General features: G+C 65.6%; 24 protein-coding genes. 15 read left to right on the top strand and 9 right to left on the bottom strand.

Translation table 11 applies throughout. From position 1 onward, the window contains the following. Nucleotides 1-45 precede the first annotated feature (45 nt). The 10 genes from BM197_RS11480 (at nt 46) to BM197_RS11525 (ending at nt 7,748) form a co-directional block, all read left to right on the top strand. Nucleotides 46-939 carry a glycine betaine ABC transporter substrate-binding protein gene (locus BM197_RS11480; protein WP_090711634.1) on the top strand — a complete coding sequence of 298 codons (894 nt, stop codon included), beginning with the start codon at nt 46-48 and terminating at the stop codon, nt 937-939. Between the two features lie 124 nt (nt 940-1,063). Further along, complete coding sequence (locus BM197_RS11485; RefSeq protein ID WP_090711727.1) at nt 1,064-2,008, top strand: metal ABC transporter solute-binding protein, Zn/Mn family; 945 nt, start codon at nt 1,064-1,066, stop codon at nt 2,006-2,008. Further along, nucleotides 2,005-2,841 (top strand): metal ABC transporter ATP-binding protein, encoded by an 837-nt coding sequence (locus BM197_RS11490; RefSeq protein WP_090711636.1) that lies wholly within the window; start codon nt 2,005-2,007, stop codon nt 2,839-2,841. The genes BM197_RS11485 and BM197_RS11490 overlap by 4 nt, the downstream gene beginning before the upstream one ends. 47 nt (nt 2,842-2,888) lie before the next feature. Beyond that, entirely contained in the window at nt 2,889-3,719 is an 831-nt protein-coding gene (locus BM197_RS11495) for a metal ABC transporter permease (RefSeq protein WP_177216821.1), read from the top strand. 33 nt (nt 3,720-3,752) lie between these two features. Continuing rightward, nucleotides 3,753-4,148 (top strand): Fur family transcriptional regulator, encoded by a 396-nt coding sequence (locus BM197_RS11500; RefSeq protein ID WP_090711637.1) that lies wholly within the window; start codon nt 3,753-3,755, stop codon nt 4,146-4,148. Nucleotides 4,149-4,321: 173 nt separating this feature from the next. Beyond that, nucleotides 4,322-4,558, top strand: a complete 237-nt coding sequence (rpmB, locus tag BM197_RS11505; RefSeq protein ID WP_090711639.1) for a 50S ribosomal protein L28 — start codon at nt 4,322-4,324, stop codon at nt 4,556-4,558. After that, nucleotides 4,558-4,725, top strand: a complete 168-nt coding sequence (gene rpmG / locus BM197_RS11510; RefSeq protein ID WP_090711641.1) for a 50S ribosomal protein L33 — start codon at nt 4,558-4,560, stop codon at nt 4,723-4,725. Before rpmB ends, rpmG begins: the two co-directional genes overlap by 1 nt. A 3-nt stretch (nt 4,726-4,728) precedes the next feature. Continuing rightward, a complete protein-coding gene (gene rpsN / locus BM197_RS11515) occupies nt 4,729-5,034 on the top strand; it encodes a 30S ribosomal protein S14 (RefSeq protein ID WP_090711643.1) in 306 nt (101 codons plus the stop codon). A gap of 307 nt (nt 5,035-5,341) precedes the next feature. Continuing rightward, the gene (locus BM197_RS11520) at nt 5,342-5,629 is read left to right on the top strand and encodes an HU family DNA-binding protein (RefSeq protein WP_090711645.1); all 288 of its coding nucleotides are present in this window, start codon (nt 5,342-5,344) and stop codon (nt 5,627-5,629) included. A 154-nt stretch (nt 5,630-5,783) separates the two neighbouring features. After that, nucleotides 5,784-7,748: a bifunctional copper resistance protein CopD/cytochrome c oxidase assembly protein gene (locus tag BM197_RS11525; RefSeq protein ID WP_245762508.1), complete on the top strand. Its 1,965-nt coding sequence runs from the start codon at nt 5,784-5,786 to the stop codon at nt 7,746-7,748. Nucleotides 7,749-7,753: 5 nt separating this feature from the next. On the opposite strand, the gene BM197_RS11530 is transcribed toward BM197_RS11525, so the two are convergent. Then, nucleotides 7,754-8,881 (bottom strand): hypothetical protein, encoded by a 1,128-nt coding sequence (locus tag BM197_RS11530; protein ID WP_143095063.1) that lies wholly within the window; start codon nt 8,879-8,881, stop codon nt 7,754-7,756. Between the two features lie 139 nt (nt 8,882-9,020). Here BM197_RS11530 and BM197_RS11535 point away from each other — a divergent pair, with 139 nt between their 5' ends. After that, nucleotides 9,021-10,343: an ATP-dependent DNA helicase gene (locus BM197_RS11535; RefSeq protein ID WP_245762516.1), complete on the top strand. Its 1,323-nt coding sequence runs from the start codon at nt 9,021-9,023 to the stop codon at nt 10,341-10,343. Nucleotides 10,344-10,557: 214 nt separating this feature from the next. On the opposite strand, the gene BM197_RS11540 is transcribed toward BM197_RS11535, so the two are convergent. The 6 genes from BM197_RS11540 to BM197_RS11565 all read right to left on the bottom strand — a co-directional run bounded on the left by BM197_RS11540 (nt 10,558) and on the right by BM197_RS11565 (nt 15,276). Beyond that, the gene (locus BM197_RS11540; protein WP_090711732.1) at nt 10,558-11,259 is read right to left on the bottom strand and encodes an alpha/beta fold hydrolase; all 702 of its coding nucleotides are present in this window, start codon (nt 11,257-11,259) and stop codon (nt 10,558-10,560) included. Between the two features lie 155 nt (nt 11,260-11,414). Then, nucleotides 11,415-13,106: a long-chain-fatty-acid--CoA ligase gene (locus BM197_RS11545; protein ID WP_090711651.1), complete on the bottom strand. Its 1,692-nt coding sequence runs from the start codon at nt 13,104-13,106 to the stop codon at nt 11,415-11,417. A 48-nt stretch (nt 13,107-13,154) separates the two neighbouring features. Further along, nucleotides 13,155-13,808, bottom strand: a complete 654-nt coding sequence (locus BM197_RS11550) for a biliverdin-producing heme oxygenase (protein ID WP_090711653.1) — start codon at nt 13,806-13,808, stop codon at nt 13,155-13,157. Between the two features lie 57 nt (nt 13,809-13,865). Beyond that, nucleotides 13,866-14,411, bottom strand: coding sequence for a hypothetical protein (locus BM197_RS11555; protein ID WP_245762509.1), 546 nt, complete (start codon nt 14,409-14,411; stop codon nt 13,866-13,868). Nucleotides 14,412-14,446: 35 nt separating this feature from the next. Further along, nucleotides 14,447-14,872 carry a DUF4383 domain-containing protein gene (locus tag BM197_RS11560; RefSeq protein WP_090711657.1) on the bottom strand — a complete coding sequence of 142 codons (426 nt, stop codon included), beginning with the start codon at nt 14,870-14,872 and terminating at the stop codon, nt 14,447-14,449. Nucleotides 14,873-14,973: 101 nt separating this feature from the next. After that, nucleotides 14,974-15,276 carry a DUF2470 domain-containing protein gene (locus BM197_RS11565; protein ID WP_090711659.1) on the bottom strand — a complete coding sequence of 101 codons (303 nt, stop codon included), beginning with the start codon at nt 15,274-15,276 and terminating at the stop codon, nt 14,974-14,976. 126 nt (nt 15,277-15,402) lie between these two features. On the opposite strand from BM197_RS11565, the gene BM197_RS11570 reads away from it, so the two are divergent. From BM197_RS11570 to BM197_RS11585, 4 genes are all read left to right on the top strand, one after another. Next, the gene (locus BM197_RS11570) at nt 15,403-16,380 is read left to right on the top strand and encodes a TIGR03885 family FMN-dependent LLM class oxidoreductase (RefSeq protein WP_090711661.1); all 978 of its coding nucleotides are present in this window, start codon (nt 15,403-15,405) and stop codon (nt 16,378-16,380) included. Next, nucleotides 16,377-18,050, top strand: coding sequence for an alpha-amylase family protein (locus BM197_RS11575; protein ID WP_090711663.1), 1,674 nt, complete (start codon nt 16,377-16,379; stop codon nt 18,048-18,050). The genes BM197_RS11570 and BM197_RS11575 overlap by 4 nt, the downstream gene beginning before the upstream one ends. An 88-nt stretch (nt 18,051-18,138) precedes the next feature. After that, entirely contained in the window at nt 18,139-19,422 is a 1,284-nt protein-coding gene (locus tag BM197_RS11580) for a serine hydrolase domain-containing protein (protein ID WP_090711665.1), read from the top strand. Nucleotides 19,423-19,530: 108 nt separating this feature from the next. Further along, a complete protein-coding gene (locus tag BM197_RS11585) occupies nt 19,531-20,049 on the top strand; it encodes a DinB family protein (RefSeq protein ID WP_090711667.1) in 519 nt (172 codons plus the stop codon). Nucleotides 20,050-20,621: 572 nt separating this feature from the next. Here the strand turns inward: BM197_RS11585 and BM197_RS11590 are convergent. After that, nucleotides 20,622-21,272 (bottom strand): hypothetical protein, encoded by a 651-nt coding sequence (locus BM197_RS11590; protein ID WP_143095064.1) that lies wholly within the window; start codon nt 21,270-21,272, stop codon nt 20,622-20,624. A gap of 47 nt (nt 21,273-21,319) precedes the next feature. Further along, nucleotides 21,320-21,829 carry a universal stress protein gene (locus tag BM197_RS11595; protein ID WP_342714581.1) on the bottom strand — a complete coding sequence of 170 codons (510 nt, stop codon included), beginning with the start codon at nt 21,827-21,829 and terminating at the stop codon, nt 21,320-21,322. Between the last annotated feature and the right edge of the window lie 23 nt (nt 21,830-21,852).

Below are 21,852 nucleotides of genomic sequence, written 5' to 3' on the forward strand. Positions count from 1 at the left end.
GTGAATGTCCGTTGGTCCAATCGACACAGCAACGAGAGGAACACCATGAAGAAAAACAGCAGAATCGCCATCGCAGCACTCGCAGCGGCAAGCCTGATCGGCCTCGCCGGCTGCGCCAGCCCTGAGGCCGGCTCCTCCGCCGATGGCGGAGAGAAGAAGGACCTCACCCTCGCCGTGTTCAACGGCTGGGACGAAGGAGTCGCGACCAGCTGGCTCTGGAAGACCATTCTTGAAGAAGAGGGCTACTCGGTCGAGCTCGAATACGCCGACCCGGCCCCGGTCTTCGAAGGCCTTTCCTCCGGTGACTACGACTTCACCACCGACGTCTGGCTGCCCAAAACCCACGCCGCGTACCTGGAAACCTACGGCGATGACATCGTCGAGCTTGGCGCCTGGAACGAGGAGTCCAAGCTGACCCTCGCGGTCAACGAGGATGCTCCGATCGACTCGATCGAGGAACTGGCCGACAACGCCGACCTCTTTGGCAACCAGATCGTCGGCATCGAGCCTGGCGCCGGCCTCACCGCCGCCATGGAGAACGACGTCATCCCGACCTACGGCCTCGACGACATGGAGTTCGTCACGTCGTCGACCGCCGCGATGCTCACCGAGCTCAAGAGCGCGACCGACAAGGGTGAGAACGTCGTCGTCACCCTCTGGGAGCCGCACCGTGCATACGCGCAGTTCCCGCTGAAGAACCTCGAAGACCCCGAGGGTGCCTTCGGTTCGACCGAAAGCCTCTCCAGCTACGGAAGCACCGAGTTCGCCGAGTCCTCGCCGAAAGCCGCAGGCTACCTTGAAGACTTCACGATGGACAGCGAAACGCTGATGTCCCTCGTCAAGGCGATGTTCATCGACTACGAGGGCGACGATTACGCCCCCGTCGTCGAGAAGTGGATCGAAGACAACCAGGAGTACGTCAACGGCCTCACCGCCTAGAACCACTGGTTCGAGTTGCCCGGTTTTCGGGGTGTTGCCGCGTGCGCACCCTGAAAACCGGGCAACTCGCGGTTAAGGACAATCGCATTTGATAACCGTTATCATTACGCGTAATGTGTTCCGGGTGAACACATCCCGCTTCCGCTTCCTTCTGCTGCTCCCAGCCGCAGCCCTCGTCCTGAGCGGATGCTCCCCAGCCGCGGGCGAGACCGCGACGGAGCCGACCGGCATCCGCGTCGTCTCATCCACCAACGTGTACGGCGACATCGCGTCAGCCATCGGCGGAGACCACGTCGACGTGACGAGCATCATCGACTCCGTCGCGCAGGACCCGCACAGTTACGAGGCCAGCGCGCAGGACCAGCTCGCCGTATCGAAGGCCGAGCTCGTGATCGAGAACGGCGGCGGGTACGACCCCTTCATCGACACGCTCGTGGATGCCTCCGGTGCGGACGACCTGGAAATGGTCAACGTCGTCGACCTGTCGGGGCACGCCGCCATCGAGGAGGGGCACACCGAAGACGATGGACACGGGCACGTCGAAGGGCTCAACGAGCACGTCTGGTACGACCTCACGACCATCGACGCACTCGCGAGCACGCTCGCTCACGTCTTCTCGCAGCTCGACGAGGAGAACGCCGCAGCCTTCGCCGAGAATTACACCGCCTTCTCAGAGGAGCTCGCTTCGCTAACCGCCTCCACCGACGCCCTCAAAGCAGAGTTCGACGGAGCCGGGGTGGCGATCACCGAACCGGTTCCGCTGTACCTGCTCGAGGCATCCGGGCTCGTCAACGTGACCCCGGACGACTTCAGCGCCGCGATCGAGGAGGGGGCGGATGTCTCGCCCGCGAGCCTGCGCGACACACTCGCCGTTATCGCATCGGGCAACATCGCTCTGCTTGCGTACAACGAGCAGACCGGCAGCAGCGAGACCGAGCAGCTCCGCGCCGCAGCGGAGAAGAACTCCGTTCCCGTGGTGTCCTTCGCTGAGACGCTTCCGGACGGGGACAGCTACCTGAGCTGGATGACGGACAACATTGCCGCGATCAGCGACGCGCTCCACTCATGACCGCCTCGACGCCGGGTCACCACCACCCGAGCAACCCGATCCTCAGCCTGAAGGATGCGGCGCTCGGCTTCGGTGAGCGCGTGCTGTGGAACGACCTCACCCTTGATGTCTGCGCCGGTGAGTTCCTCGCCGTTCTCGGACCGAACGGCTCAGGCAAGACGAGCCTGCTCAAGACGATCCTCGGCCAGCAGTCGCTCGACTCCGGCACGATCCGGTTCGACGGGCACCCGGTGCGCCGCGGCGACCGGCGGATCGGCTACATCCCCCAGCAGAAACTCATCCCCGGCGGCACGCCGATGCGAGGGCGCGACCTCGTCGCCCTCGGCGTCAACGGACACCGCTTCGGCCTCCCGGTCAGCCGTGGGGCGGAGAGGCGCCAGGTCGATAATCTCCTGGAGTCCGTCGGCGCCTCCCACTACGCCGACGAACCGGTCGGGAACCTCTCCGGCGGCGAGCAACAGCGGCTCCGGGTCGGCCAGGCGCTCGCCGGAGACCCACGGATGCTGCTCTGCGACGAGCCGCTGCTCAGCCTGGACCTGCAGCACCAGCGCGGCGTCTCCGAACTGATCGACCGTCGGCGACGCGAGCACGGCACGCCCGTCGTCTTCGTCACTCACGACGTGAATCCGGTACTCGGTATGGTCGACCGCATCCTGTACCTCGCCGGCGGGCAGTTCCGTGAAGGGACGCCGGACGAAGTGCTGCGCAGCGACGTGCTCACCGAGTTGTACGGGACCCCCGTCGAGGTGCTCCGCACCGGCGGCAGGGTCGTCGTCGTCGGCATCCCTGACAGCGAAACCCACCACCACGGTCACGGCGAGGCCGGCGCGTGAGGGCCGCGACGCTGCTCGCGATCGGCGACGACGACCTGTGGTCGCGGATGTTCAACTTCGAGAACTACGGCGAACTCCTCGGCCTGGTGCAGAACTCGATCCTCGCCGGTGCTGTCCTCGGCATCGTCGGCGGTCTCATCGGAGTCTTCGTCATGCAGCGCGACATGGCCTTCGCCGTGCACGGAATCAGCGAACTGTCCTTCGCCGGCGCAGCGGCAGCCCTGCTGTTCGGGATGAACGTCGTGGCCGGGTCGCTGGCCGGTGCTCTCGTCGCCGCCATCGTGATCGGGATACTCGGCTCGCGTGCCAGGGACAGGAACTCGATCATCGGCGTCCTCATGCCGTTCGGACTGGGCCTCGGAATCCTGTTCCTGGCCCTGTATCCCGGGAGAAGCGCCAACAAGTTCGGCCTGCTCACCGGCCAGATCATCTCGGTCGACGACCCGCAGCTGGGCTGGCTCAGCGCGATCAGCCTCGTCGTGCTCGTCTCCCTGCTGCTGATCTGGCGCCCGTTGAGCTTTGACAGCCTCGACGCCGACGTGGCTGCTGCACGCGGAGTGCCGACACGATTCGTCTCGCTCGCGTTCATGGTTCTGCTCGGGCTGATCGTCGCGGTCTCGGTGCAGATCATCGGCGCGCTGCTCGTGCTCGCCCTCGTCGTCACACCGGCCGCCGCGGCCTTGCGCCTGTCGGCCTCCCCGATTCTCGTGCCCGTGCTCGCGATGGTGTTCGGTTTCGTCTCCGCGGTCGGCGGCATCCTGCTGGCCATCGGTGGGTCGTTGCCGATCAGCCCGTACATCACGACGATCTCATTTTTCATCTACCTCGTCGCCCGTCTGGTCGGTCTGCGTGCCAGACCGCGCCCCGGGCTACGCTAGAACCAGGTCAACGAAGGCAGTGAAAACGTGGCAGTGAAGAGGAACACCTGGCAGCGGGAAGCCGTCCGTGAGGCGCTCGATTCGCGCGACGGATTCGTCAGCGCGCAGGGCCTGCACCAGGGCCTCCGTGACGCGGGATCCCATATCGGACTCGCCACCGTCTACCGGGCCCTCGCCGACCTGGCCAACGTCGGCGAAGCCGACTCCCTCCAGTCGCCCGACGGCGAGAGCCTCTACCGTGCGTGCGCATCCACGGGCCACCACCACCACCTGATCTGCCGCAACTGCGGCCTCACCGTGGAGATCGCGGCCACCGAGGTGGAACAGTGGGCGAGGCAGACGGCATCCGACCATGGATTCACGGATGCCAGGCACATCGTCGACATCTTCGGGCTCTGTGCCGCGTGTACGGCGGCAGCGGCGCACTAGCGATGCCCGTTCGCAGAACCGCGGAATCTCCTGTACGATAGACCCTTGGCTGAGTGGGCACCTCCCACTCAGATCGCATACACAATCCCCTCGTCGTCAAAGTCGAGCGGTTTCGTGTGCCGACAAGAGATCTTGGGCAGGACGAAAGTTCTGCGGTATTGAAGGAGAGAACCATGGCAGCAACCTGCCAGGTGACCGGAGCCGTTCCCGGCTTCGGACACAACATTTCGCACTCGCACCGACGCACCAAGCGTCGCTTCGACCCGAACGTGCAGAAGAAGACGTACTTCGTACCGTCGCTTCGCCGTAACGTCACGCTCACGCTGAGCGCCAAGGGCATCAAGGTTATCGATGCTCGCGGAATTGAGTCGGTCGTCAAGGACCTGCTGGCCCGTGGGGAGAAGATCTAATGGCAAAAGCACAGGACATTCGTCCGATCATCAAGCTTCGTTCGACGGCAGGCACCGGTTACACCTACGTGACCAAGAAGAACCGTCGAAACAACCCCGACCGTCTCGTACTGAAGAAGTACGACCCCGTAGTGCGCAAGCACGTTGAATTCCGAGAGGAGCGCTAAGCCATGGCTAAGAAGAGCATGATCGCGAAGAACAACCAGCGCAAAGTTATCGTTGAGCGTTACGCAGCAAAGCGCCTCGAGCTGAAGAAGGCCCTCGTGGACCCGAACGGCACCGACGAGTCGCGTGAAGCCGCTCGCCTCGGCCTGCAGAAGCTTCCCCGCAACGCTTCACCGGTGCGCCTGCGCAACCGTGACGCTGTTGACGGACGCCCCCGCGGCCACCTCTCGAAGTTCGGCATCTCGCGTGTCCGCTTCCGTGACATGGCGCACAAGGGCGAACTGCCCGGCATCACCAAGTCGAGCTGGTAAGCACCACAGACTCTGTTTCAACGGGTGTCGGCCTTCGGGCCGGCACCCGTTGTGTCGTTAACAGCAAAAGTCGCAGAATGACGCGGATTTTCGCTGAGAGCGTGATCTGAGGTGGAAAATCTGGTGTCAAAGCGACGGATGCTGTGACACGCCGGAGAAAAAGGGGCCACACGAGCCCGATTTCCGCGAGAACATGCGGAACTCTGATACATTCGAGGCGGTCAGACAGACCGGCCCGGGTGCACGAACGACTCGGGGCAAGTTATGAAACAGGCTGTAGAAAGCAAAGTCCGAGGAGGACAACTCAATGGCTGATAAGTCGCTTAACAAGACCGAGCTCGTTGCAAAGATCGCATCCGAGACGAACCAGAGCCAGGCGACCGTTGGCGGCGTCCTCGACTCGCTGTTCGCCGTTCTCGCTGACTCGGTCAGCAACGACGTCAAGGTCACCATCCCGGGATGGCTCGCAGTCGAGCGCACCTCGCGTGCAGCACGCACGGGCCGTAACCCGCAGACCGGTGCTGAGATCCAGATCCCGGCCGGTCACTCGGTCAAGGTTTCGGCTGGTTCAAAGCTGAAGGCTGCCGCAAAGTAATCGTCTGAAAGGGGATGCCACGCACCGCGTGGCATCCCCTTTCGTCGTTAACGCGGAATTCGGGGCATCCGCTCTTCCCTCGAAGTGTGGCCACGGCGGGCGGCGGTCAGCAGTACCGCAGGTTGGCGACCGCGCTGCAACGTAGGCTTGAAGGGTGCTTCGTGTAACCCGGATCGTCGGCCCCGCCGTCCTCGTCGCCGCCTCGCTCCTCGCGCTGATGGTCGGACTGGCCTACGGCGGCGGAGCGGACCCGCGTCCCATCGGCGACCCGGGCGCTCTCGTGCGGTTCGGGCTGCCGATCGCGAAGCTTTTCGTCAACCTCGGCGCTGCTGTGACGATCGGCGCCATCGTGCTTGCGCTGTTCGCCTTCTCGCCGAAGAAGGACGAATACCACCGCGCCCTCGATGTCGCGGCATCCGGTGCTGCGGTGTACGCCATCGCCGCCGGCGCCACCGGCTTTCTGACCTTCCTGAACGTCACCGGCACCGCCATCACCTTCGATGACCAGTTCGGCGCAAAACTCGGCCTGTTCTTCACCGACGTCGAACTGGGGCAGGCCTGGCTCGCCACCACCCTCATCGCCGCCACACTCACCGTGCTGTGCTTCGCCGTGCGCGGCCAAATCCTCATGGTGTTCATTGGAGTGCTCGCGCTGATCTCGCTCGTGCCGATGGCGCAGCAGGGCCACGCGGCGGGCACCGCCGGTCACGACGCCGCGGTCACCGGACTCGGGCTGCACCTCCTCTTCGCCGCGGTGTGGCTCGGCGGCCTGCTCACGATCATCCTTCTTCGAGAGACACTCGAGTCCGGCCGCATCATCCCCGTCATCGAGCGCTATTCGACTCTCGCCCTGGCGTCCTTCATCGTCGTCGCTGTGTCAGGCTACGCGAGCGCGGAGCTTCGGATCGGCACGCTCGACCACCTCCTCACCCCATACGGCGTCCTCGTCCTCGGAAAAGCCGCCGTGCTGATCGCGATCGGGCTGTTCGGAGCCGTGCAGCGCAACTGGCTGATCGGGCGGATGAAAGCTGCGGGCGCGTCGATCGGGCGCTACTTCTGGTGGATCGTCGTCGCCGAACTCGCGTTCATGGGCATCGCCTCCGGCCTCGCCGCCGCGCTCGCCCGCACGGCAACGCCCGTGCCCGAAGAGCTCCCAGGAGTGCCGACCGCCGCTGAGATCCTCACCGGTGAACCTCTTCCCCCAGAACTGACCTTTGAGCGCTACTTCACCGTCTGGGACATCGACCTGATCTGGCTGCTGATCACGGCGTTCGGAATCTTCTTCTACGTGGCAGGCGTGGTCCGCCTTCGCCGCCGCGGCGACACGTGGCCGATCCATCGCACCGTGTTGTGGGTGCTCGGCCTGCTCGTGCTCTTCTACCTCACGAGCGGCGGCGTCGCCGCCTACCAGGACTACCTCTTCAGCGTGCACATGCTCGGGCACATGGGCCTCACCATGCTCGTCCCCGTGCTCCTCGTCCCCGGCGCCCCTGTGACCCTCGCCATGCGAGCCATCGAGAAGAGGGACGACGGATCCCGCGGTGCACGCGAGTGGATCCTCCTCGCCGTTCACTCGAAGTTCGCCGGCGTCATCGCCAACCCGATCGTCGCCGCCGTCCTCTTCGTCGGCTCGCTCTGGATTTTCTACTACTCACCGCTGATGCGCTGGTCAATGACCGACCACATCGGGCACGAGTGGATGATCGTTCACTTCGTGCTCACGGGGTACCTCTTCGTGCAGTCGCTCATCGGTGTCGACCCGGTTCCGTTCCGGCTCTCCTACCCGTTGCGACTGCTGCTGCTGCTCGCCACGATGGCTGCCCACGCCTTCTTCGGGCTCGCGATCATGTCGAACGTCGGGCTGTTCCTCGCCGACTGGTTCGGAGCCATGGGCCGGACCTGGGGCTCGACCCCGCTCGCCGACCAGCAGACCGGCGGCGGCATCGCCTGGAGCCTCGGTGAGTTGCCGACCATCGCCCTGGCCATCACCGTCGCCATCCAGTGGAGCCGCAGCGACACCAAGGATCAGAAGCGGCTCGATCGAAACGCAGATCGTACCGATGACGCCGAACTCAAGGAGTACAACGAGCGTCTCGCTCGGATGTCCGGCCGCGGCTGAACGGCCTACGCGTCGCCGTCTTCGGCGAGAGTCGCCGCGACGGTCCCGTCCGACAGGATGTAGAGATTGCCAGCCATCGAGAACGGCACGTCCGCGTCGTACGGGGTGATTGACCCGTCGTAGAGCGACTGAACGTCGACCGCGAGGTGAGCGTCACCCCGCGTGGTGGGGATCACCCAGGATTCCGGTCCTGCTTCGACCGTGACCTCTGGGTACTCCTCGAACGACCACTGTGGATCGCCTGAGATGCGATCGTCGACGACGATGCCGAACGGGCATCCGGTCGGTTGCAGCACCTTCTGTTCGGTACACGCATCGAGTTGCGCGTTCACGGCCTTCTGAGCCGCCGTCACGAACTCGTCTGTCGGCGCCGCTTTCACGGCGGCCTCGTGCACGCGGCTGGGCTCGTCGACGAGGACCGATTCCTTGTCAGAAGTGAGCAAGTCACTCGTCGACTCGAAGACGTATGCCCCAGGCGTGAAGACCTGCACATTCACGATGTTGTGGAACGACGGAACCGCTACTCCGGTCAACGACCGGGCGTCGAGGCCGAACCCGTTCGCACTGAATACCGTCGCGTGCTCCACGGCCAGGTTCACCACCGCGAGCGGGCTCTCGGCGAAAGACCAGGTCGGGATGAGGGGGAATCGAGTTCCAGCACGCTGAACCAGGAACGTGGATTCGCCGTACGCGTCGTTGCTTTCGAAGGACCAGGTGACCGCGTGGATGCCGTCCCCCTGATCGAGGTCGTCAACGAGGGCGAGGTTGGTCAGCTCGGGGAGGGCAGCGTTCCGAAGCAGCGCATTCGAGCTCCCCTCGGGAAGTCCAGCCTCCGTGAGGTCGGATTCTTCCAGCTCGACCCCGGGGATCTGCAGGGCGCTTGCGGCATCCTTCCTCTGCAGCGCGCTGAGATAGTTGCCGACGAATGCCCCGGCGCCGTACACGTCGCGGTTGAGGGCCCCAATCGCGGCGAACGCCGCACCGATGAGCATCGTCCCGACGACAGCCCAGATGATGGTTGCCCTGGTGCGCTGCGTCGCGGATGGGTGAGGTTCAGGTGCGGGCGGTTCCGTCCAGCCGGCCGGTGCGCTCTCTTGAGGGTGCATCTGAACGGGATTTTGGGGCTGGCTCACGCAGCTATCCTATGGTGTCGCGACAGATCATCCCTCGGCAGGAGGCGACGAACGGATGCCATTCCACACCCTCCGTGCGCCCCTCCCAGCCCCGGCGAATACAGTGGATACTTCAAGCGAACTCTCACTGAAGGCATCCGTGACCAACCCCAAGCCGGCATTCGAACTCTCCCCCGAGCAGCAGTCCGTTTTCGACCGCATCGAAGGCACCCGGGAGAACGTGTTCGTCACCGGTCGTGCCGGAACCGGAAAGTCCACCCTGCTGAACCACCTGTCCTGGAACACCGAGAAGCAGATCGTCATCTGCGCTCCTACCGGCGTCGCAGCGCTCAACGTCGGCGGGCAGACCATCCACTCGCTGTTCCGCCTGCCGATCGGGCTCATCGCCGACCACGACATCGACCAGAGCGACCAGGTCAAGAAGCTGCTCAACACCATCGACACGATCGTCATCGACGAGGTCTCGATGGTCAACGCCGACCTGATGGATGCCATCGACCGCAGCCTCCGGCAGGCCCGCCAACGCCGTCACGAACCTTTCGGCGGCGTGCAGGTCGTGCTGTTCGGCGACCCGTACCAGCTGGCGCCGGTGCCCGGCCAGGGCGAGGAACGCAACTACATTCAGGACACCTACCGGTCGTTCTGGTTCTTCGACGCGAAGGTGTGGCAGGAAACGCCGCTGCACATCATCGAACTGACCGAGATCCACCGGCAGTCGGATGCCGACTTCAAGTACATGCTCAACGCCGTCCGTCACGGACAGGTCACCGCTCAGATCGCCGGGGCGCTCAACACGATGGGGGCGCGGACACCGCCAGATGACGGAACGATCACCCTGGCGACGCGCAACGACATCGTGAACCGCATCAACGCTGCCGCGCTCGCGAAACTGCCGGGACGCGCGCTCAAGGCCACCGCCGAAGTGAGCGGGGACTTCGGGAAGGCGACGTACCCGGCCGACGAAACACTCGAGCTCAAGGTCGGCGCGCAGGTGATGTTCCTCCGCAACGACAGCGGAGGAGGCGGCGAGGGCCAACGCTGGGTGAACGGAACGATCGGGCGGGTCACGAAGATCGACACCAACGTCTTCGTCGAGATCGACGGTGAGATCGTCGAAGTGGAACCCGTTGTGTGGGAGAAGTACCGGTACAGCTACATCGCCGCGACGAAGCAGCTGAAGAAGGACATCGTCGCCGAGTTCACCCAGTTCCCGCTCCGGCTCGCCTGGGCGGTCACTATCCACAAGTCGCAAGGCAAGACCTACGACAGTGCCATCATCGACCTCGGCTCCCGTGCGTTCAGCCCCGGCCAGACGTACGTCGCGCTCAGCCGGCTGACCTCCCTCGACGGGCTATACCTCACCCGCCCGTTGCGCCCGAGTGACATCCTCGTCGACTCGGATGTGGAGCGGTTCATGCGGTTTGACCGCCCTTCGACTCTCGGCTCCGCCGAGAATCTCTAGGGAGCGCCTTCGATTCTCGGCTCCGCCGAGAATCTCTAGGGAGCGCCTTCGACTCTCGGCTCCGCCGAGAGTCTCTAGGGAGCGCCCTCACCCCTGGGTTGAACCGAGGCGCTCTGACGGCTGGCACGGAAAACAGGAGATCACACGATTTTCAGGACCGAAGTCGCGAAAGCATCCTGGTAACCGTGCGATGTCCTGCGAAGCGTGCGGCGAGCTACCGTTCGCGGAGCGCCGCGACGAGCGCCTCGGCGAGTTCGGCCGGTTTCGTGAACTGGGGCCAGTGCCCGGTGGGCAGGTCGACGATCTCATAGTCGTGCACCTTCGCGAGCTCGGCGGTGAAGACCGCACCGTTCTCGATGGCTGCCTGCATGTCCGCCGACGGGAACGTGCAGGTGATCACGGTGACCGGAACGTCGTAGCGTCGCTCATCCGACAGTTCCTGCCGGTCGAAGGCGACACCCCGAGGTTCAGGAACCGCGATCTCCCGGAGATGCCGACGCAGCCGGTCGTCGAGGTCGACGAGGTCGGAGTCTGAGAATGCGGACCAGCCGGGCAACGGGAGGTCGTCGCCGACGGTGGGCATCTCGTCGTTGATGAGGAAGCCGTCCGCGAGCGGTCCGCTGTCGACGTAGATGGCCCTGCGCACGCGATCCGGTCGGGCGTCGACCGCGGCATGGATGATCGCACCGCCCCCTGAGTGGCCGACCAGCGCCACCGGCTCGCCGATCGAGTCGATCGTGGCGAGAACCGAATCGACGTGATCACGCAGGCCGATGCCGTTCCGGCGGGCGTCGAGGGACTCCAGCCCCGGCAGCGTGAGCGCATGGACGCGATGCCCGGCTGCCCTCAACGCGGGAAGCACGGGATCCCAGCTGGATCCCCTCAACCAGAAACCGGGAACGAGGACGACATCCATGAGCCGACCATACGACTCTGAGCCGATCGAGTCCATGCTTCTGTGCCTGCCGGCTCGGCCTCAAAACAGGAGATCGCACGATTTTCAGGACAGAAGTCGCCAAAGCGTCCTGATAACCGTGCGATCTCCTGCGAAGCGTGCGTCTCAGTGGACGATCAGCCGGCCAGCATCCGTTCGCGGACGTCCTTGCGCAGAACCTTGCCGATGAGCGACCGGGGGAGTTCGTCGACCTGGACGATCTGTTTAGGGACCTTGTAAGCGGTCAGGCTTCTGCGGCAGAAGTCGCGCAGGGAGTTCGGGTCGAACACGGTCCCGTCCTGCATGACCACTGCGGCGGCCACATCCTCCCCGCCGCTCTCCCGGGGGAGGCCGACGACGGCGGCTTCACGCACGTCCGGGTGATCCATGAGGGCCTGTTCCACCTCAGAGGGTGACACGTTGAAGCCACCGGTGACGATGAGCTCCTTGACCCGGTCGACGATGGTGACGAACCCGTCGGCCGAGACCTCGACGATGTCGCCGGTGCGCAGCCAGCCGTCGCCGATCAACGCCGCCGCGGTGTCCTCAGGGCGCTTCCAGTAACCGGAGAACACCTGCGGACCTCGGATCAACAGTTCACCCGCTTCGCCCGGTTCACGTTCCACTGAGGTGTCGGCCGGGTCGACGACGCGGATCTCGGTGTTCGGGAAGGGCACGCCGACGGTCCCAGGCCGGCGGGTCGGGCCGATCGGGTTGCCCAGCGCAACCGGCGACGCTTCGGTCATGCCGTAGCCCTCGACGAGGAGGCCGCCGGTCGCATGCTCCCAGCGCCGGACGATCGGCACCGGCAGGCTCATCGCTCCGGAGATCGCGAACCGGATGCCGGAGAGGTCGACTTTGCGACGTTCAGCGGCGCGGGCGAGCGCTTCATAGATGGGAGGAACGGCGGGCAGGAACGTTGCAGGGGTCTTCGAGAGGGCGGTCAGCACGAGGTCGACATCGAACTTCGGGAACAGCACCACCGTCGCACCGATGCTCATCGCGAAGGTGAGGCAGAGGGTCATTCCGTACGCGTGGAACAGGGGGAGGACGCCGTAGAAGACCTCGTCCCCTTCGGAGAGCCCTGGCACCCACGCCCTGCCCTGGGCGGCATTCGCGAGGAGGTTGGTATGGCTGAGCATGACGCCCTTGGGGCTGCCGGTGGTGCCGCTGGTGTACTGCAGCAGGGCAAGGTCCGCGCCATCCGGTCGGGGGTGCTTTCGGCGGAGGCTCCCGTGTGAAACCAGAGCCTCCCACGCGGTGGTCCCGCGCACCCGCGAGCCGGTGGTGAGCGCCTTGCGTGAGCTGCGTGCTTTCGGGACGGGCAGCCGAAGCGCGACCCGAGTTGTGAACGGCATCGCCTTCGTCACGTCGACGGCGACCACGGCGTCGATCGGAAGGTCCTGTGGGAAGTCCGTGATCATGCCCGCGACCTTGTCCCAGGCGATCACCACGCGCGCGCCGTGGTCCTCGAACTGGTGCCGCAATTCCCTCGCGGTGTAGAGCGGGTTGTGCTCGACAACGACCGCGCCGAGGCGGAGGACGGCGTAGAAAGCGATGACATGCTGCGGGCAGTTCGGCAGCACGAGCGCGACTCGGTCTCCCTTCTCCACGCCGAGCCGGCGGAGCCCTTCGGCCGCACGTCCGATCTGGTCGCCGAGTTCGGCGTACGACGTGGCCTCACCGAAGAACTGCAATGCCGTCTTGCGACGGAACCGCGTCACGGCATCCTCGACCATGTCAACCAGCGACCCGGTGGGCACCTCGATCTCGTGCGGGACTCCTGGCGCGTATGCGTTGAGCCAGGGTTTGGTGTCGAACGTACTCACACTGCTCCTCTGGTAGGTGGGGCAGCCGTCGGCCGCCCACGGGGTTTTTCAGGCGACTGATGAGGCCTTCGTCTCGGCGAGGTCACGGAAGAGGTCGGTGTTGAACCGGTACGCGACGAGGACCTCGTCGATCACCCGGCTGCGTTCCGCGTCATCCCAGGGGGCGGCATCCAGCCGTTCGCGGTAGGTGTCCTTGAACTCGCGGGGTTTGGCGATGTCGCCGAAGAGGTAGAAGCCGACGCCGTTTGTGTCGAAACCGAACTGCCGCTGCATGATCGTGCGGATGACCTGGCCGCCGGAGAGGTCTCCGAGGTAGCGCGTGTAGTGGTGGGCGACGAAACCGCCCGGCCATGTCGCCGCCACCTCGCGGATCCGGGCGACGTACGAAGCGGTGGTCGGCAGCGGGGAGATCGACTCACGCCAGTTCTCGCCGAGCAGGAACCGCAGATCCGCCTCGATCGCCGGGAGCCTGGTCAGCTTGTCGGAGAGGAATGGTGCGACGATCGGATCGTTCTTTCTCCGCTCCGCAGTATCCTCGATGGCTTCATAGATGAAGTAGTGCTGGGCTACCAGCGCGATGTAGTCCTCCCTGGTGCCCTTTCCGGTCATCAGGTCGCCCATGAAGTCGGCACCCTCGCTCTCGGCGTGACCGCGACTCGTGCGCGCTCGCAGCTCCTGCGAGAAAGGGAGAAGGTTCGGCATCACACTCCGTCGTTGGTGAAAGTGTCCTTAGCCTAGCGACGTTCGCTTGCCGGATGGCTAGTGGCCGGAATGTGATATCGACGGCTCGGGAACAACGGATGTTCCGTGCTCGCCGTGCGGCACAGCCTGGGTACCTGCGTTGGTTCCCGCCAGTGCCGGGGTGACGAGGCCGGCAACGAGCAGGGCGCCTGCGGTCATGCCGAGAAGCTGACGAACCGGCCGGGGCGCGGATGCTTCTGGTCGCGGCCCCAGCGAACGCCGCCGGGCGAATGCGAGGCACGCTGCGAGGAAGAGGCTGAGGAGTGATGCGGCGGCCATCGGGCCAAATGGCAGGGCTGCAGTCAGGCCCGAACCGGCGATGGCGATCGCTGCGGTGATGTCGAGGCCCCAGAGCGCGACCGGGGTGAGAGCGAGGGGGAGTGCAACGCGGGGCAGGAGGACCCGGCCCCTGGCGAGGGTGGCGACCCCCCAGCCGAGTTCGGCGATGCCGAACCCGGCCAGGAGGATCGCGAGGAAGAGAGGGGAGCCCGCTGCGACCGCGAGATGGACCAGGCCCACCCCCAGGCTCGCCAGGGCCATGCCGCTTCGACTGCTGTCGGTCACGGTGCTCCCCTCTCCGTCTGTGTGTCGGTCGGCGCTTACGCGTTGACCGAGTGAGCCCGGGCTGACGTGTCCGCGCGCTTGTCTGCGGCCAGACCGACTCCGAGGAGCACGATCGCGCTGGCGAGGTGCAGGAAGTGGTCAGCGGTGTTCAGGGCGAGGATGTTCAGGGCGGTGCCCACGAGGAAGAACCCGACGATACCGAGCAGAAGGTAGACGGCGCCGACGACGGTGTTGACTGTCCGGGCAGCCGCGACGTTTGAGAGACCGGCGATCAGGAGGGCCGCACCGATGAGGAGGTGGGCGATGTTATGCAGCGGGTTGACGGCGAAGAGGCCGAGCAGCAGGTTTCCTTCGGTGGCGATGAAGCTGACGCCTCCGGTGACGGCGAAGCCGAGCAGGCCGACGAGGAGATAAACGCCGCCGAAGACGGTGGCAAGAAGACGGTTCGGTGAAGTGCGCATGATGGGGGTTCCTCCTGATAGTCAGTGCAGCGTCTGCCGCACATGAGAACATTCGGACACCCCACGCACAACGGTTTGGTCGTTCTGTGGAATTAATGAGGTCAGTGCGCGCGCCGCGGGAGGCCGAGCCTCTCGCAGGCGGCGTCATAGAGCGCGACGACCTCACGACGGATTCCGGCGCGGTCGGTCACCGGGGCCGACCAGGGAATCTTCACCTCGGTGTTTCCGGCAGGCCCGGCGACCGCCCACGTGCCGCCGTCGCCGTCGACCCCGGTCAGGACAGCGGATTCGGCGAGGGGATCGGCGAAGGCGTGCACGATCACGAGGTTGTCAGCGACATGGTCGGTGTTCATGTGGTGCCGCGCGGCATCCACAACGTCAGGACTGAGCGAGGAGTCGGGCATGTCCCCATTCGAGTGCACCGGCCGCGCGGAGTCAATCAGTCGCTATCACGCCCCGCCCGGAGCCCGCGAGGGGTAGCCGGTCTTCGCGGCCGCTCCCTAAGCTCAGCATCAACCAGAAGGGCACGAATGACAGTCATCGGCTTCCATGCCTCGCACGAACAGGTCCACCCCAGCGCTCTCCTCGACGCGGTGATCTCCGCGGAGGCGGCCGGATTCCAGGCGGCGATGTGTTCCGATCATTTCGCGCCGTGGAGCGAACGACAGGGGCACTCGGGGTTCGCGTGGGCGTGGCTCGGTGCCGCGCTTCAGGCGACATCCCTGCGGCTCGGCGTCGTCAACGCGCCTGGGCAGCGCTATCACCCGACGATCATCGCCCAGGCGGCGGGAACGCTGGCGGCCATGTACCCCGGCCGGTTCTGGGCGGCCCTCGGGTCTGGCGAAGCAGCGAACGAGCACATCACTGGAGAGGCCTGGCCGCGGAAGGACGTCCGGAACGCCCGGCTCAAGGAAAGCGTCGACGTGATGCGGCGGCTTTTCGACGGAGACGAAGTCAGCACGGCCGGCCTGGTGACCGTCGACCGGGCGCGGCTCTGGACCCGCCCTGAGACGCCGCCGCCCCTCCTCGCTGCTGCGGTGAGCCCGGCAACGGCCGAATGGGCAGCGGGCTGGGCGGATGGGCTGGCCACCGTGGCGCAGGCACCGGACGACCTCCGGCGGATCGTCGACGCCTACCGCGGCGCAGGAGGAAAAGGGCCGCTCGTCCTCCAGGCCCACCTCAGCTACGCGAAAACGGACGACGAGGCGCTCGCTCTCGCCTACGACCAGTGGCGCACGAACGTCTTCTCCCCGCCGGTGTGCTGGGACCTCGACACTCCCGCGGCGTTCGATGAGGCCGCGAAGCATGTGCTGCCGGCCGATATGCACTCCACCGTTCTGATCTCGTCCGATCCGGGCTGGCACGCAGAAAAACTCGCCGGTTTCATCGACCTCGGGTTCGATGAGATCTACTTGCACCACGTCGGCGTCGAACAGTCCGAGTTCATCGATGTGTTCGGTGACGCCGTGCTGCCCCAGTTCGCGGCGGCTGCCGGAGTGACCGCATGAGGATGACGGACACCGGTGACCTCTGGTGGAAGACCGCCGTCGTGTATTGCCTCGACGTCGAAACCTTCATGGACTGGAACGATGACGGCGTCGGTGACCTGGCGGGCCTGGCGCAGCGGATGGACTACCTCGCGGAACTCGGGGTCACCTGTCTCTGGCTTATGCCGTTCTACCCGACTCCTGACCGTGATGACGGTTATGACATCACCGATTTCTACGGGGTCGACCCGCGGCTCGGGCACCACGGTGACCTCGTCGAGATCATCAGGACCGCGCGAGACCGGGGCATGCGGGTGATCGCGGACCTCGTCGTGAATCACACGTCCGACCGGCACCCATGGTTCAAATCGGCACGGTCCAGCGTCGATTCGCCGTATCGCGACTTCTACGTCTGGCGCGATGAGCCGCCGGAGAAGCAAGCGGAGACCGTGTTTCCCGGCGAAGAATCCAGCGTGTGGGAACTCGATGAGAAGAGTGGGCAGTATTACCTGCACCGCTTTTACCGGCACCAGCCGGACCTCAACGTCGAGAACCCCCGGGTTCGGGATGAGATCGACAAGGTGATGGGGTTCTGGCTGGAACTGGGCATCGATGGATTCAGGGTCGACGCCGTCCCGTTCCTTCTCGAGCCGTCCGCGGGCACACTGGCCGGCGAAAGCTACGGAGACCCGCACGACTACTTGCGCTCGCTGCGGTCGTTCCTCGGCCGCCGAACCGGTGACGGCATCCTGCTCGGCGAGGTGAATCTCCCGCGTGAGGAGCAACTGCAGTATTTCGGTGGCGAAGCGGCTGACGAGCTGACCATGCAGTTCGACTTCGTCGGCATGCAGAAGTTCTACCTCTCCCTCGCGCGTTCCGACGCCCGGCCTTTCGCCGAAGCGCTCACCGCCCGGCCGGAGATCGCGCTGCAGTCCCAGTGGGCGAACTTCCTCAGGAACCACGACGAGCTGACGCTCGACAAACTCTCCGAGTCGGAGCGGGCAGAGGTGTTCGAAGCGTTTGCGCCAGATGAACACATGCGCGTGTTCGACCGCGGTATCGTGCGTCGTCTGCCAACCATGCTCGAGGGCGACCCGCGCCGCGTCCGGATGGCCTACAGCCTGCTGTTCTCCACGCCGGGCACGCCCGTGCTGTTCTATGGCGAAGAGATCGGCATGGGGGAGAACCTCGCCATCCCCGGACGACAGTCTGTACGCAGTCCGATGCAGTGGACCAGCGGCAAGAACGGCGGCTTCTCTCGGGCGGCCAAATCACGGCTCACCGCACCCGTTGTCGACGACGGATTCTCGCCCGACCACGTCAACGTGGCCGCTCAGCGGCACGAACCGGACTCGCTTCTCCAGTTCATGCGACTGCTGATTCGCACCTACCGCAATTCGGTGGAAATCGGTTGGGGAAATTTCGCCGTGCTTCCTCAGCCGAACGACGCGGTTCTCGCCCACTCGGTCACCGGTGCGCAGGGCCGCATGATCGCGCTGCACAACTTCGGCCAGGAACCGGCGATCGTGCCGGTCTCGGTACCGGACGCCGACGCCTCGACGCGGCTCATCGACCTGCTCGAATCGGGCGAGGTGCCGCTCTCGGATGCAGGCAGCGCGGACATCCCCCTCCCTGCTTACGGATACCGCTGGCTGCGGGTGGCCGACGAATCGACGAAGAGATTGTATTGAGTAACAGTTTGTGATCTCCGGCAGGTCAGCGCCCCGCTCGAGAAGGGCTCGATTAGACTCCCCCCTTGTAGGGGCGGCGGGGGAACGGATGAGAAACAGCATCAAACGAGGCAGAGGTGTCGGTCTGCTGAGCGCCGCCGTCGGCGTCGTGTTGAGCCTCTCGGCCTGCGCCGGCGTTGCGGCTCCCCCTTCCGTGACCTTGACGGAACAGCCCACAGGGGACCTCCCTGCCGCGTCCGTCGAGGCGCTCAATGCCGCGCTGGCCGAGGCGATGGCGCTCGCTGCGGCACCCGGTGCCATCGCCGGGGTGTGGGCACCCTGGTCGGGACGGTGGGTGTCAGCGCAGGGGACGACAGCCCCCGGCGGCACCGAGAAACTGTCGGCCGATATGCGGTTTCGGGTCGGTGACAACACCCAGCCGATGACCTGCGATGTGCTCTACGGGCTCGTGGCAGACGGCGTCGTCGCTCTCGACGACGAGGTCTCTGCATATCTCCCGTCGATCCAGAGCGTCCAGGGCATCACCCTCGGCCAGCTCTGCCACGGCACCTCCGGCCTCGGCGATTTCGGAAACACCCTCGGCAGTCTCTTCGCAAGCAATCCGACCCGGCAGTGGTCGACGCTCGAGCTGGTGTCCGACGGGATCGCCAACTCGCGCACCGGGCGCCCCGGCGAATCGTACGCGCCCTCCGATACGAACTACGCACTGCTCGGTCTCGCCCTCGAGAAGGCCACGGGGAACACCGCGAAAACGTTGTACGACAGGTATGTTTTCGGCCGTCTCGGCATGAAGGATTCGTTGTTCCCCGACCCGACGACCGTTGAGATCAGTGATCCGTTCGTTCCGGGGTGGGAGGCGCTGAAGTCGCCAGACGGCACTCCCGCCTGCGATGCGCCCAAGGATGAGAGCCTGCTGTCCAACTCGCAAGCGTTCACCGCGGGCGGGGTGGTGTCGTCCATCGACGACCTGCAGCGCTACGCGCAGTCGTTCGCCGCCGGTGCGCTGCTCACCGACGAACTCCGGGACAAAGCCTGGGAAACCGTGCCGCTGAGCGCGGATGCCCCGGCGTGGCAGTCGTTCGGGCCCGGCGGAATGCAGATCGGCCCGATGCGCGGTCAGGCCGGTTACATCCCCGGGCACATCTCCGCGATGCTGTCCGATCCGGAAACCGGTCTGACGGTGGTCGTGCTCCTCAACAACTCGACAGCGGGGGCGGGATTCGCGCAGACGCTGGCAATGAAACTCGCGGCTATCGCGGCCAAGGCGCAACCAGTCGAAGGCGAGAAACTTCCCCTCGTCGGCCTGCCGTGGTCCGAGGAACAGATGACCGAGCGGCTCGCCGCATCCGCGGTCTGCCAGCCCGCGGGCTGAGCCTTCTTCACTCGCTTCGGCCCGAATCAGCCGCCTTGCCGCGTGATCGGGTCCGGAGCGGATGAATCGGCGCTGGCCCGCGCCGCGCACCTGCCCTAACGTTGGGCCATGGCAATCGAACCAGACACAAAGAACTGGACCTGGGTGCTCGAGCGGCGGTGCCCCGCATGCGGGTTCGACGCCCACGCCGTCGCCTTTCAGGACCTGCCGGCACTGCTCAGGGACAACATCGCATTCTGGCCTGGCGTGCTGGAGCGCCCGGACGTGGCGGTCCGCCCGGACGACTCCACCTGGTCACCCCTCGAGTACGCGGCGCATGTCCGCGATGTCTTCCACGTCTTCTCCGGCCGGCTCAACCTCATGCTCGCGGAGCACAACCCGGAGTTCGAGAACTGGGACCAGGATGCCGCGGCGCTCGCGGGCCGCTATGGCGAGCAGGACCCGCTGCAGATCCGCGACGAACTGGCCGAGGCAGGCACGGCGCTCGCCGACGCTTTCGAGCGCGTGCCGATCGAGGCGGCATCCCGCACCGCCCGCAGGAGCGACGGCTCTCACTTCACCGTCGAGACGCTCGGCCGTTACGTGCTGCACGACGTCGTCCACCATCGCTGGGACGTCGCAGGCTAAGCATCAGGAGCGCTCGCCTGCTCGGATGCGAAGGCCTCAAAATCACTGCTGACGCGGCATATTTTGGCGTGTGCGAAGGGGCATCGCGCACCAGGTGATCGCACTCTCCGCTGGTTTGGTTCACATCCAACAAGGAGCAGCATCATGACCTCTCTACCGGTGAACGCTCAAACGGCCAGGGCGCTCGCGATCGCAATGGTTGCCCTCGGGTTCCTCCTCGGCCGTCGCGACGCGACAACAGCCAGCCGCTGAATGATCCGCTCCGCGGTGCAGCCCAAGGCGAGACGTGCATAACCACGGAGGAGGAGTCTCCTTCACCGAAATCCTCGGCGTGGTCCTCCTCGCCGCCGTCACGAGCTACATCGTCGCCGCCGTGCGCACGCCTCGCGGCTGGCCGCGGCACCGAATTCTGCTGTGGATCGCGGGATGGTTGCCTCTTCTGGGCGGCCATCGCCGGGCTGGACCGGCACCGGGCACGAGGCGTCACCCGCGCGATCGTGCGCGGTGCTGTCATGGCCGGTCACGGTTCACCTTCGCGGCAGGGTGTACGGGACGTCGCTTCGCGACGGGGTTCACCGGCCTGAGGCGTCGCTGTTCTCGTCCCGCTCGCGGGGGAGCAGGGCGGCGAGATCCTCCTCGAGCAGCTGCCTGAGGCGTTCCGGTCGTCTGAGGTGATAATCAGGGTCGTCGGCGACCGACGACATCCGCGTCACCAGGCGGGACACGACGTTGTCGCCGATGTCATTCCACGCGTCGCTCCTGGCCGTTTCGCCGATCGCCGCGACGACAGCGTCGTCCTGCCGCCACAACTCCAGGGAGTCCGCGAGGGCGGCGTACAGCAAATGACGTCGCTCAAGTGTCGCCGTGTCGACGAGGTGATAGTCGTGCGCGTGGTCGGCGATTCCGAACGAGCGGCCGGCGGCCGCCTTCAAGGCCCGGGCTGCGTTCGCATACTCGCGCTGTTCGTCAGCCGCCCGCTTAAGCTCTTCATCGACGATCTGTGCCGAGACCGCGTCGTCGAATGGTTCGTCCTCGCGAAGCGCCCGCACGATGAGGCGGTTCCGCACGGCGAGGGTTACGCCGTGCCTGGCAATGAGCAGGCCCTCCTCAAGCGCCTGCTCGAACGGGGCCAGCGGCTGGGGATCCGGCCGGTACGGGGGCAGAGCCGGACCTCGGCTGAACAGCCGCGAAAGCCACGACCGGCCGGGGCTCGCATTGCTCATCACAACGCCAGCGTAGGCCATCTGCGTGGCCGTGATCGGTCTCGACGTCAGCCTCTGGCAGCGCCCTTCTCGGTGTCCAGGCGGACCTGGTCCTTGTTGTGGACGACGAGAACGGGGCACGTCGCGTGCGCGACACACGCCGAACTCACCGAGCCGAGTAGCAACCCGGAGAAGCCGCCGTGTCCGCGCGATCCGAGCACGAGCATCTCGGCGCCCGCGCTGTGCCGGATCAGCGCCTTGGCGGGCGGGCCCTGCAGCATCGACATCGTGAACCGCGACGGATGTTCGGAACCGAAGGCCGCGTCGGCGGCATCCCGCAGCAGCTTTTCAATGTCCTTTTCGGGGGTCCATCCCGACTGGGACTGGTAGAAGTCGTACATCGAGTGGCTCTGCTGCCAGACCGCAACGGCTTCAAGGGGCGCCCCGAGGGCGTCGGCCAGGCGTCGCGCTTCGCGAAGCGCCTTCACCGACGACTCCGACCCGTCTACACCGACCACAATGCGCGCGGTGTCGGAGTTCCCTGGGTCTGCCGCGCTGCCACCGTCATTGCCCATCATGGTGCCAGTATCCCCCTCCGCGA

Source organism: Mycetocola miduiensis (genome assembly GCF_900115155.1).
GTDB classification, from domain to species: Bacteria; Actinomycetota; Actinomycetes; order Actinomycetales; family Microbacteriaceae; genus Mycetocola_A; species Mycetocola_A miduiensis.

Coding starts and splice junctions, on each gene's coding strand:
- BM197_RS11590 (WP_143095064.1), bottom strand. CDS start 21,272: ATGAGCAATGCGAGCCCCGGCCGGTCGTGGCTTTCGCGGCTGTTCAGC.
- BM197_RS11570 (WP_090711661.1), top strand. CDS start 15,403: ATGACAGTCATCGGCTTCCATGCCTCGCACGAACAGGTCCACCCCAGC.
- BM197_RS11565 (WP_090711659.1), bottom strand. CDS start 15,276: ATGCCCGACTCCTCGCTCAGTCCTGACGTTGTGGATGCCGCGCGGCAC.
- BM197_RS11540 (WP_090711732.1), bottom strand. CDS start 11,259: ATGGATGTCGTCCTCGTTCCCGGTTTCTGGTTGAGGGGATCCAGCTGG.
- BM197_RS11560 (WP_090711657.1), bottom strand. CDS start 14,872: ATGCGCACTTCACCGAACCGTCTTCTTGCCACCGTCTTCGGCGGCGTT.
- BM197_RS11490 (WP_090711636.1), top strand. CDS start 2,005: ATGACCGCCTCGACGCCGGGTCACCACCACCCGAGCAACCCGATCCTC.
- BM197_RS11595 (WP_342714581.1), bottom strand. CDS start 21,829: ATGATGGGCAATGACGGTGGCAGCGCGGCAGACCCAGGGAACTCCGAC.
- BM197_RS11550 (WP_090711653.1), bottom strand. CDS start 13,808: ATGCCGAACCTTCTCCCTTTCTCGCAGGAGCTGCGAGCGCGCACGAGT.
- BM197_RS11495 (WP_177216821.1), top strand. CDS start 2,889: ATGTTCAACTTCGAGAACTACGGCGAACTCCTCGGCCTGGTGCAGAAC.
- BM197_RS11520 (WP_090711645.1), top strand. CDS start 5,342: ATGGCTGATAAGTCGCTTAACAAGACCGAGCTCGTTGCAAAGATCGCA.
- BM197_RS11575 (WP_090711663.1), top strand. CDS start 16,377: ATGAGGATGACGGACACCGGTGACCTCTGGTGGAAGACCGCCGTCGTG.
- BM197_RS11580 (WP_090711665.1), top strand. CDS start 18,139: ATGAGAAACAGCATCAAACGAGGCAGAGGTGTCGGTCTGCTGAGCGCC.
- rpmG (WP_090711641.1), top strand. CDS start 4,558: ATGGCAAAAGCACAGGACATTCGTCCGATCATCAAGCTTCGTTCGACG.
- rpmB (WP_090711639.1), top strand. CDS start 4,322: ATGGCAGCAACCTGCCAGGTGACCGGAGCCGTTCCCGGCTTCGGACAC.
- rpsN (WP_090711643.1), top strand. CDS start 4,729: ATGGCTAAGAAGAGCATGATCGCGAAGAACAACCAGCGCAAAGTTATC.
- BM197_RS11480 (WP_090711634.1), top strand. CDS start 46: ATGAAGAAAAACAGCAGAATCGCCATCGCAGCACTCGCAGCGGCAAGC.
- BM197_RS11585 (WP_090711667.1), top strand. CDS start 19,531: ATGGCAATCGAACCAGACACAAAGAACTGGACCTGGGTGCTCGAGCGG.